The 9,373-nt window shown below is 68.9% G+C and carries 9 protein-coding genes and 1 pseudogene; 4 read left to right on the top strand and 6 right to left on the bottom strand.

Annotated features, from left to right (window positions below; translation table 11 throughout):
* Positions 1-109: 109 nt before the first annotated feature.
* On the bottom strand, positions 110-982 hold the full coding sequence (locus AB0I91_RS42025; RefSeq protein ID WP_499641848.1) for a universal stress protein: 873 nt from the start codon (positions 980-982) through the stop codon (positions 110-112).
* Positions 983-1,172: 190 nt separating this feature from the next.
* Between AB0I91_RS42025 and AB0I91_RS42020 the strand changes: the two genes are divergently transcribed.
* The gene (locus tag AB0I91_RS42020; protein WP_498786054.1) at positions 1,173-1,880 is read left to right on the top strand and encodes a hypothetical protein; all 708 of its coding nucleotides are present in this window, start codon (positions 1,173-1,175) and stop codon (positions 1,878-1,880) included.
* A 107-nt stretch (positions 1,881-1,987) separates the two neighbouring features.
* Positions 1,988-2,638, top strand: a complete 651-nt coding sequence (locus AB0I91_RS42015; RefSeq protein WP_499641846.1) for a response regulator transcription factor — start codon at positions 1,988-1,990, stop codon at positions 2,636-2,638.
* On the opposite strand, the gene AB0I91_RS42010 is transcribed toward AB0I91_RS42015, so the two are convergent.
* Positions 2,635-4,329, bottom strand: a complete 1,695-nt coding sequence (locus AB0I91_RS42010) for a GAF domain-containing sensor histidine kinase (protein ID WP_498786059.1) — start codon at positions 4,327-4,329, stop codon at positions 2,635-2,637. The two genes, AB0I91_RS42015 and AB0I91_RS42010, sit on opposite strands and share 4 nt — an antisense overlap.
* 140 nt (positions 4,330-4,469) lie before the next feature.
* Here AB0I91_RS42010 and AB0I91_RS42005 point away from each other — a divergent pair, with 140 nt between their 5' ends.
* On the top strand, positions 4,470-5,456 hold the full coding sequence (locus tag AB0I91_RS42005; protein ID WP_498786061.1) for an Acg family FMN-binding oxidoreductase: 987 nt from the start codon (positions 4,470-4,472) through the stop codon (positions 5,454-5,456).
* A gap of 42 nt (positions 5,457-5,498) precedes the next feature.
* Here the strand turns inward: AB0I91_RS42005 and AB0I91_RS42000 are convergent.
* From AB0I91_RS42000 to AB0I91_RS41990, 3 genes and pseudogenes are all read right to left on the bottom strand, one after another.
* Positions 5,499-7,094: pseudogene (locus AB0I91_RS42000) on the bottom strand (DUF6119 family protein).
* A gap of 424 nt (positions 7,095-7,518) precedes the next feature.
* Positions 7,519-8,217, bottom strand: a complete 699-nt coding sequence (locus AB0I91_RS41995) for a TOPRIM nucleotidyl transferase/hydrolase domain-containing protein (RefSeq protein ID WP_499641844.1) — start codon at positions 8,215-8,217, stop codon at positions 7,519-7,521.
* Between the two features lie 17 nt (positions 8,218-8,234).
* Positions 8,235-8,462 (bottom strand): hypothetical protein, encoded by a 228-nt coding sequence (locus tag AB0I91_RS41990; RefSeq protein WP_498786079.1) that lies wholly within the window; start codon positions 8,460-8,462, stop codon positions 8,235-8,237.
* A gap of 42 nt (positions 8,463-8,504) precedes the next feature.
* Here AB0I91_RS41990 and AB0I91_RS41985 point away from each other — a divergent pair, with 42 nt between their 5' ends.
* Positions 8,505-8,711, top strand: coding sequence for a hypothetical protein (locus AB0I91_RS41985; protein WP_498786081.1), 207 nt, complete (start codon positions 8,505-8,507; stop codon positions 8,709-8,711).
* A gap of 4 nt (positions 8,712-8,715) precedes the next feature.
* Here the strand turns inward: AB0I91_RS41985 and AB0I91_RS41980 are convergent, their stop codons facing one another.
* Positions 8,716-9,174 carry a hypothetical protein gene (locus AB0I91_RS41980; protein WP_498786083.1) on the bottom strand — a complete coding sequence of 153 codons (459 nt, stop codon included), beginning with the start codon at positions 9,172-9,174 and terminating at the stop codon, positions 8,716-8,718.
* Positions 9,175-9,373 lie beyond the last annotated feature (199 nt).

The following is a 9,373-nucleotide window of genomic DNA, read 5'->3' as shown; positions in this document are numbered from 1 at the left end:
GCTCTGTTTTGGTCTGTTTTTGTTTTGTGGTTGGGTCTGGCGTGGGGGGGCGCCCTCTCGTGGGGGGGCCCCGGGGGGGGTGGCCGGTCCCCTTCGTCGATCGTCGCGCTCACCGCGCCGTGGTCGACCGGACGACGGCGAGGGGGCAGGGAGCGTGGTAGACGAGTGCCTGGCTGGTGGAGCCGAGCAGCATGCCGGTGAAGCCGCCTTGGCCGTGGCTACCCACGACCAGCAGCCGGGCGTCCCTCCCCGCGTCGATCAGGGCCCGCACGGGACGGTCGCGGACGACGACGCGGTCCACGTGCACGTCCGGGTACTTCTCCTGCCAGCCCGCGAGGCGTTCGGCCAGCAGGCGCAGCTGCTCGTCCTCGACCTGTGCCCAGTCGACGGTGAAGCGGGAGTGGAAGGCGCTGTCGACCAAGAAGTCGGTCCAGGCGATGACGGCGGTCAGCGGAGCGCCGAGCACGGACGCCTCGGCGAACGCGAAGCCGATCGCCTCCTCACTCGTGGGCGAGCCGTCCACGCCCACCACGACCGGACCGTCCCGGCGGACCCCGTCGCGGACGACCGCCACCGGGCTCTTGCCGTGCGAGGAGACCGCGACGGCGACGGAGCCGACCAGCAGGCCGGAGAAGCCACCCAACCCCTGCGAGCCGAGCACGACCAGCCGTGCCCCGTGCGAGGCCTCGATCAGCGCGGCGGCCGGCCGGTCGAACACGACCTCCGTCTCGACAGCCAACTCGGGGGCAGCCGCACGGGCGGCGGCCGCGGCCTCCTCGACCCACTGCCGGCCTTGCTTCTCGAACGCCTCCCGCACCTCGTGGCCGGTCAGCACGATCTCCGGGTAGCCGCGGGTCGGCAGCAGGTAGGCGTGCACGAGCTTGAGCGGCACACGGTGCCGGGCGGCTTCCTCGGCCGCCCACTTGGCGGCGGTCAACGCCGACGCCGAACCGTCCACACCGACCACGATCGGGGCACTCATCACAGGTTCCTCTCCGAATCCGGTGTCGGGACCGCCGGTCGACCCGCGCGTTTCCCTCGTGTTTCGACGCTAGGCGGCCGACTGGGCGGGGACAGTGGTCCTAGGTCCTGACCGGGCAGGGCCCTTGGGTCACGGCCGGACACCTCCCACGGCCCTGTGCCGCAGACGACGGCCGGGCCACCGTGAAGCCATGACCCACCGAGTTCCCGCGCCGGTCGTCGTGGCGGATGACGGCTCCCCCTGGAGCGAGGCCGCCCTCCGATGGGCGGCCGAGCACGCCGCGTCCACCAGGGCGCCGCTGGAAGTGCACCCACCCACCGCCGACCCCGTCCACGACCTGTTGGTGGCCGGCTCACGGGCCGGGCTCCTCGTGGTCGGCTACCGCGGTGCCAACGGCACGTCGTTCGGCCTGGGCAGGCTGGTGTTGCCGCTGGTCGAGCACGCGGTCTGCGACGTCGTCGTGGTCCGCGGCACCGCCGAGGCCCTGTGCCGCGACCACCGACGGGTCACCGTGCTCCTGTCCGGTGACGTAGCCGACGACGACCTGGCCCTGGCCCAGGCCGTCGCCTACGCCGAGGGGCAGCACGTGGCGCTGCGCGTCCTGCACGCCACACCGTCACTTCCGGTGCGGGCCGACGACCCCGTGTGGCCGGTCACCCACGCCGACGACGTGCTGCGCGGCACCCGGCACACCTCGGTGCTGGCGAGGATGCACCCGCACGAGGCGATCACCCGGTACGCCGACACCGACCTGCTGGTCCTGGCGGGACGGGGACCGGTCACCCGCGCGGCGCTCCACCACGCCCCGTGCCCCGTCTTGGTGGCGCACCGCTACCCGGTCGACGTCGCGCCCCCGCGGTCCGCCGAGCACGATCGAGCGGCACACACCGTGCACTGACACGATGGGAGGACCTAGAGCGCACGGTGGGAGGGTCTTTCGACCCTGTGTCGCACGACTCCCATCGGCGAAGGTCTGATCAGGCGGATGACGGAGAGGTGGAGCCGGTGGCCCGGGTGTTTCTGGTGGACGACCACGAGGTGGTCCGCGTCGGCGTGCGCGAACTGCTCAACAGCGCCGACGACCTGGACGTGGTGGGCGAGGCCGGTTCCGTGGCCGAAGCGCTGGCCAGGGTGCCCGACAGCGGCGCCGACGTCGCGGTGCTGGACGTGCGGCTGCCCGACGGCAACGGCATCGAGCTGTGCCGCGAGCTGCGCTCCCGCATGCCCGACCTCAAGTGCCTGATGCTGACCTCGTTCACCGACGACGAGGCCCTGTTCGACGCCATCATGGCCGGCGCGTCCGGGTTCGTCCTCAAGCGCATCCTCGGCACCGACCTGCAGACCGCCGTCCGCACCGTCGCCGGCGGCGAGTCCCTGCTCGACGCCCGCTCCACCGCCGCGCTGCTGGGCCGCATCCGCCGCGAACGCGAGCAGGGCGACCCCGTGCGGATGCTCACCGACCAGGAGCGCACCGTGCTCGACTACATCGGCGAGGGCCTGACCAACCGGCAGATCGCCGAGAAGATGTTCCTGGCCGAGAAGACCGTCAAGAACTACGTCTCGCACCTGCTGGCCAAGCTCGGCCTCGAACGCCGCACCCAGGCCGCCGTCCTCGCCACCCGACTGCGCAAACCCGCGCCGCCGGCCGAGGGCTAAGCCAGCGGAACCTGCCAGGTCAGGCGGGTGCCGCCGCCGGGTTCGCCGGTCACCGAGCACGTGCCGCCCAACGCGGTGGCCCGCTGTTCGAGGTTGTGCAGGCCGCTGCGGGCCACCTGTGCGGGCATGCCCACACCGTCGTCCACGACCGTGATCGTCAACTCGTCGCCCGCCTCCACGGTGAGGACTAGTTCCTTCGCCCGCGCGTGCCGGACGGCGTTGGTGACCGCTTCCCGGACCACGGCCTCGGCGTGCTCGCCGATGTCGTCGGGCACCGAGTTGTCCACCGTGCCGGTCATCCGCACGGTCGGCGTGACCGACGCGTTCTCCGTCAGCTCGGAGACCAGGTCCAGTAGCCGCCGCCGCAGGCCCGGCAGGTCGTCGCCCGCCTGGAGGTCGAAGATCGAGGTGCGGATCTCCAGCACGGTCTCGTCCAACTGGTGCACGGCCTTGCGCACCCGCTCCCGGACCTGCGGCTCGCGGATCGCGCCCAACGCGCCCTGCAGGCTCATCCCGGTGGCGAACAAGCGCTGGATCACGTGGTCGTGCAGGTCCCGCGCGATCCGGTCGCGGTCCTCCAGCACGTCCACCAACCTGCGCGCCCGCTGGTTCTCGGCGAACTCCAACGCCACCGCCGCCTGGTCGGCGAACGACGCCAGCAACGGCACCTGCTCCGCGCCGAACCGGGCGCCGCCCTTCTCCCGGGCCACCAGGAGCACACCTGTCACGCTCGGCCCGGCCCGCAACGGCACCACGACGCCCGGGCCCGCCTCGACGGGCACGTCGCCGAGCCGCCCCTCCAGGTCCTCGACCAGCATCGGCGTGGCCGAGGCGAGCACCTCCTCCACCACCGTGCCGGAACCTGCCAATACACCGCCGACCAGGCCCTCGATCCGCTCACCGGCGCCGGCGGCCAACCGCATCCGCCGCCCGTCCACGCCCTCCACCAGCACGATCAGCGACATCGACGCCGCCGACAGCTCACGGGTCCGCTGCGCGACCAGCCGCAGCGCGTCGTCGGCCGAGGCGCCGCCCAGCAGCTCGGTGTTGATCTCCGCAGTGGCCTCCAGCCACCGCTCGCGCATCCGAGACCGCTCGAACAAGCGGGCGTTCTCCACCGCGACGCCGGCGGCCGCGGCCAGCGCGGTCAGGACCACCTCGTCGTCGGCGCTGAAGTCGGTGCCGTCGACCTTCTCCGTCATGTAGAGGTTGCCGAACACCTCGTCCCGTACCCGCACCGGAACACCCAGGAAGCTGTGCATCGGCGGGTGGTTCGCCGGGAAACCCACCGACGCCGGGTGCTCGGCCAGGTCGTGCAGCCGGATCGCCCGCGGGTCCTTGATCAACAGCCCGAGCAGGCCCTTGCCCTGCGGCAGGTGCCCCATGTGCGACCGCGTCTCCGGATCGATACCGACGTAGACGAACTCCGACAGGTTCTCCTGCGTGCCCAGCACGCCCAACGCCCCGTACCGGGCGCCGACCAGCTCCACCGCCGCCTGCACGATCCGCTGCAACGTCGAGTCCAGCTCCAACCCCGCCCCGACCGCGAGCACGGCGTCCAGCAGGCCCTGCATCTTGTCCCGGGTCGAGCCGATCTCGGTCAGCCGCTCCCGCACCTCGTCCAGCAGCTCGTCCAACCGCAACCCGCCCAGCAGGCGGTGCGGCGTCACATCGTCAGCAGATCCGGCCACGAAACCAGCCTTCCATCACATCCGGGCACGGCCAAGTCCGGCAGTCCCTGCCCGGAAGGGACCTTCGACCATGTGTTCCCGCGCCCCGGCGGCGCACAGTGATGGTGTTGGTTCGATCAGGCGACACGGGCAGGGACGACATGGCAGACGTGACCGAGGTGCTCGGGCTAGCGGGGAACGAGGTGACCGACGTGCTCACCGCCGCCACGCTCGCCCCCTCCGTGCACAACACCCAACCCTGGCGGTTCCGCCTCGCGCCCGACCGCATCGAACTGCACGCCGACCCGACCCGCAGGCTTCCCGCCACCGACCCGGAAGACCGGGAGCTGCGGCTGTCCTGCGGCGCGGCCCTGTTGAACCTCCGCCTCGCCCTGCGCGACCACGGCATCCGACCTCTGGTGACCCTCATGCCCGGCGCGGAAGCACCCGGAGCGCTGGCCACGGTCCGCAGGGGCGGTCAACGCGACCTCGACGAGGAGACCCGGCAGCTGATCAAGGCGATCCCCGCCCGGCGGTCCAACCGCAAGCCGTTCCGCGACGCGCCGGTACCCGTCGAACACCGGCACGCGCTGGTGCGCGCCGCCGAGCGTGAACGGTCGTGGCTTCACGTCGTTACCGATCGTGACGAGCGCGCTCGACTGCAGCGACTCGTGGCCAAGGCCCAGCGGATCCAAGCCGACGCGCCGGACGTGCGGGCCGAACTCACCGGCTGGACCGGCCAGCGAGCCGGGGACGGCATCCCACCCAGGTCCGCCGGCGTGCGGCCCGCGCCCCAGGACGAATGGGCCCTGCGCGACTTCCACGCAGCCGAACGCCCACCGGGCAAGGACTACGAGTCCGACCCGCTCGTCGTGGTGCTGTGCTCGTTCTACAACGGGCCCCTCGCCGAACTCCAAACCGGCCAAGCCCTGCAACGCGTCCTGCTCACCGCCACCACCCTCGGACTCTCCGCCTCCTTCATGTCCCAAGCGATCGAAGTGCGCCCCGTCCGCGACGAACTCCGCCGCGCCCTCGGCGGAACCCTCGAACCCCAGACCATCCTCCGCATCGGCTTCGGCTCACCAGTCCCCGCCAGCCCCCGCCGCACCGTCCGGGAACTCCTCCTGGAACCGATCGGGACGGTTTGAACATCGGTGTGAATCCAGAGCAGCCACGCTGGGACCGATCCGTCAGCGACTGATCCTGGCGATCGCCACCCTGATGCCGGTGCTCCTGATGGCCAGGGAGTGGGTGCGCAGGGCGGCGCGGGTGAAGAAGTACATGGATTTCTTGAGCGGACCGGGCTTCCCGGTGGCGATGGCGTAGACGATCGTCCAGTCCGACGGGTGGCCGAACTGCGCCACCGGGTCGAGCTCGTGGAGCTTCGCCATGAGCTCGGCGCGGTAGTCGTCGTTCGACATGATCAGCTGTGCCGACACGGACCCCTGCTGGAAGAGGTGGCTCATCTTGTCCGAGCCGTCCATCCGCTTGACGCAGATGAGCTTCTTGTCGGCGGTGAGCTGGTCGCAGATCTCGACACGTTCACCCGCGCGTCCCCGGTAGAAGTCGCGGTCCAGTAGGGCATGACCACGCAAAAGCGCAGCTGTGGCGGTTGTAACGGTCTTCGCCGTAGTTCCCGTCGACATGTCGGATCAAGTACTCGTCATCCCACTCCGGCATGTCGAGGGTCTCGGTGATGTCCGGATGTTGTCCGCCAGGTACCGGTCGACGATCTCGGCGTAACCACGATCTACTCGGAACCACGCGCCCGCGGTGACGGCGTAGTCCTGGTTCACGCCGTCGACCTCGTGGCGGACCAGACCGACCACGTAACGTCGAAGTTCCTCCTTGGCACCGACTGACCCACCGGCGGCGTCCAGTGCCTGTACCTTGTTGCACTGCAGTGGGTTCTGCCAACCCTCAAGGGAGTCGATCGCACTGTAGACGCTCTCGGTGCGCAGTTCCCTGAGCACTACCTGACGTCGATAGCGGGACAACCGGTACCGATCCGCCACGACGTCCAACTCGTCGGGCATCGCGAATCCGACCTCGGAGTCACGCGACCGCATGCACTCGGTCATCCGGGCGTCCAGTTCGGCGATCCGCTCCTTGTCCGTCTCCCTGCGGAAGTAGTCCAGGAACGGGAAGTGATCGCGGTAGGACTTCGACTCGTAGAGATCGAGTGCCTGCCGCAGCTTTGACGGCAGATCCGCGAGCGCGAACGTCTCGTCGAAGTCCAGTCGGAGCGAGTCAGCGCCCTTGGCACTGCGCGCGAACCCCGGGATGGTGACGTAGCCGCCGAACTGCCGGATCCACTCCTCGTCGGTCAGCAAGCCCAACGCGAACACCTCACCGGGCTGCGCGAGCCTGCTGGTCGCGTTGCGCTTGCCCTTCCCGAGGCCGCGGGCGTCCGCCCAGGTGAGCGAGTTGGCCGCCACGCAGTTGGCCGCGACGCGGAGCCCGAAATCGGGTTCGACGTCCGCGTGGCCGATCGCGTGGAAGCCGGTGCCGAAGGTGACAGCGAAGACCCTCTCGTCGAACTTCACGAGCAGGACGGCGCCAGCCGACTTCGACAGCGGACGGTCGCCGTTCGGGGTGGCGATGATCGGGTTGAGGTAGTCGAACCACGTCACGCCGTGTGCAGGTGTGTCCCGCATGAACAGCAGCCACTCCGTCGACTCGTCCGGCGGCGGCAGGAGATCGCGCTGTGCGAGGAGTTCGTGATGCCGCAGCGTGCGCTTGGCGAACTCAGCGTGCCGTCTCAGCAGGTAGAGCGTGATGCGCACGGCGCACCTCCGAGCCGTAACTGTCCTCACCGGACGCTACGTGTCCGCTGACCGATAGCCACATCACACGATCGAGGGAAGTCGGCGGATCAGTCACGAACGTTCGTTCGAGGCAGCATCACTCACGCCACCCGATCTCACCTCATAGTGATTGGGGATTCCCGCTATAAGAGTCGACGGCGTTGACGGTCGCGACCAGCTCGCGCTCGACGCCGCACTCCTCCGACGCCCGGAGCATCAGTGATCACCGCGTCACCGTGCGGAGTCGCACGGCCAGCTTCTCCACCTGCGACCCGCACCGGAGTCCTTGGAGTTGAGCCGCCACCGCATCGGACCGAAGCCCAACCTCGGGCGGCAACGTCGCGCCTCCCTCTGGTTCTGGCCGCCCACCGGTTGTCGTTGTGGCCCCACCACGGCGCCGCCGTCAGATAGTGAGGTTCTGCGCGTGGCGCAGGACGTCCAAGAGGAAGCGGGGTGGTGGAGTGGTCATGCGGCGTGCGGTGATGAAGTAGACGAGGGCGTTCTTCTTGCCGGTGGCCAGTCCTTCGGCCACCACTGCTCTTGCCTCATCGTCCCAGCCAGTCCACTGCGAGTTGAGCAGGGGTTCAAGGGTGTCTTCGAGGACCGCGTAGCGGGCGTGGGCGACGGTGTCCGGGAAGTCCTCGACGTCGGCTTCCAGGTAAGTGAGCAGTTTGCGGTTGTCGGCGATGTCCTTCGCGACCTTCTCAGCGATCTTGTCCGCTGCCTTACCTCGGGCGCGCATGATGTCGCCGCCGTCGCGGTCGCCGTCAAACATGGTGCAGCAAGGCACGCCGAGTTCCGTGAGGATGGCGTGGGCGAGCATGATGTTGGACTTGCCTCCGACGTCGGCGACGGTGATGCCTCGGCTGAGCAGCGAGGTGACTGAGGACTTCTCGGCCAGTCCTTCCAGGACCGCCTTGTCGGTGGTGCCCTCGACGAGGATCGCGGCGTTGGCGAAAAGCGCCTCGGAGAGCTTGGATGCAGCGACGGCGTCGAGGTGGACCTGTACGGAGTGCAGGCTGCCGGCCAGTCCGCCGGCGCCAAGGCCCGTCCAGGTGTTCGGCGCGCCGTGGAAACGGAAGACACTCGACGAGTCTGCCAACCTGTGGTCAAGACCACTCAACGAGGTAGCCGGGACAGCAACTGCACGAGATCTCCCGGAAACTCGGACAGGTGCGCCTCGGCGCAGTAACGTACAGCACAGGCCGCAGAGATCAACTCAACTGTCGAGTAATCACCCGCGGACAACATCTTCGAGCACATCCCCAAGGGAACCGCGAAGTCCGCTTGCGCGGCGCCCGTCAGTGACTCGAACAATCCAGATTCCTCCGAGAAGACCAGATCCACGATGGAATCCAGGGTCTCCATTACCTCGGAAACGTCCAACCTATGGGAGAGATCAACCGTGTCCCCGTACTCGGCGAAGCCGAATCGGTTGATCCGGAGGTGCTGCCTGCTCACATCGATCCCCTAGAAGTCGACCCCTGGCACGGCAACGTCTGGCCGCCACCAGCAACCGCAGTACCTCACGCTCTGCAGGCGACCACCGGTTTACACCTCGACGGCGATGACCATGATCATCGTACCGGCAATTGATCACTTACCGGTCGTAGTAACCTGGAGCAGCGACCAGCACCGACTCGAAATACCAGCCTTCAGGCTCGTCGGCGCTGTCCGACCGGAACGGTCGGCCCAGGGCGAGAAGCAGGTCCGGCGCAACGACGTGAAGCCCCTCGTCCTCGACCTCCAAGCGCGTGACGCCCGAAAGCCTCTGGATGACTTCGTCGGCCGGGGTGTCGAATATTGCGATGTCCCCGAACCTGATAGTGACGTCGCGCTCGGGCCGGTAGAGCTCGATGGCTTTCACCCGCCGCTCCCGATCAGGGCTGAGCGAGATGGTGAGCTCGGACTCGTAGTGGGCGAATCCGGGCAGGCTGTCGCGCCCCGGGCTCGGGGTGCGGTACCCGTCGAAAGAATGCAGCAGTTCGACCGCCTCGTCGAACGGCATACCGATTCTCAACGGCCCCACCCCCCGCGGTGGGTCGATGACCAGGTCCACTTGCTCCTCCTGCCTGACCGTGCGTCACCATAGTGACAGTTGCACGTAAATCGGCTGCGGCACGATGCGCGCCGCCGGTAGCCACGGTTCGGCGACTGCGGTGGGGGAACCTGACCAGGAGGTGGCGTCGACGGTGCTGTGGTTGGTCGTTCGCCCGAGCGCACCGACCGCGTCCGGATGGTTCGGTTGGACGCGGTCG

This window comes from Actinosynnema sp. NPDC049800, assembly GCF_040656635.1.
Taxonomy (GTDB): domain Bacteria; phylum Actinomycetota; class Actinomycetes; order Mycobacteriales; family Pseudonocardiaceae; genus Actinosynnema.
The sequence above is the reverse complement of the archived record's forward strand: the minus strand, read 5'-3'. Positions and strand labels throughout refer to the sequence as shown.

Coding starts and splice junctions, on each gene's coding strand:
- AB0I91_RS42025 (WP_499641848.1), bottom strand. CDS start 982: ATGAGTGCCCCGATCGTGGTCGGTGTGGACGGTTCGGCGTCGGCGTTG.
- AB0I91_RS42020 (WP_498786054.1), top strand. CDS start 1,173: ATGACCCACCGAGTTCCCGCGCCGGTCGTCGTGGCGGATGACGGCTCC.
- AB0I91_RS42005 (WP_498786061.1), top strand. CDS start 4,470: ATGGCAGACGTGACCGAGGTGCTCGGGCTAGCGGGGAACGAGGTGACC.
- AB0I91_RS41985 (WP_498786081.1), top strand. CDS start 8,505: ATGGGAGAGATCAACCGTGTCCCCGTACTCGGCGAAGCCGAATCGGTT.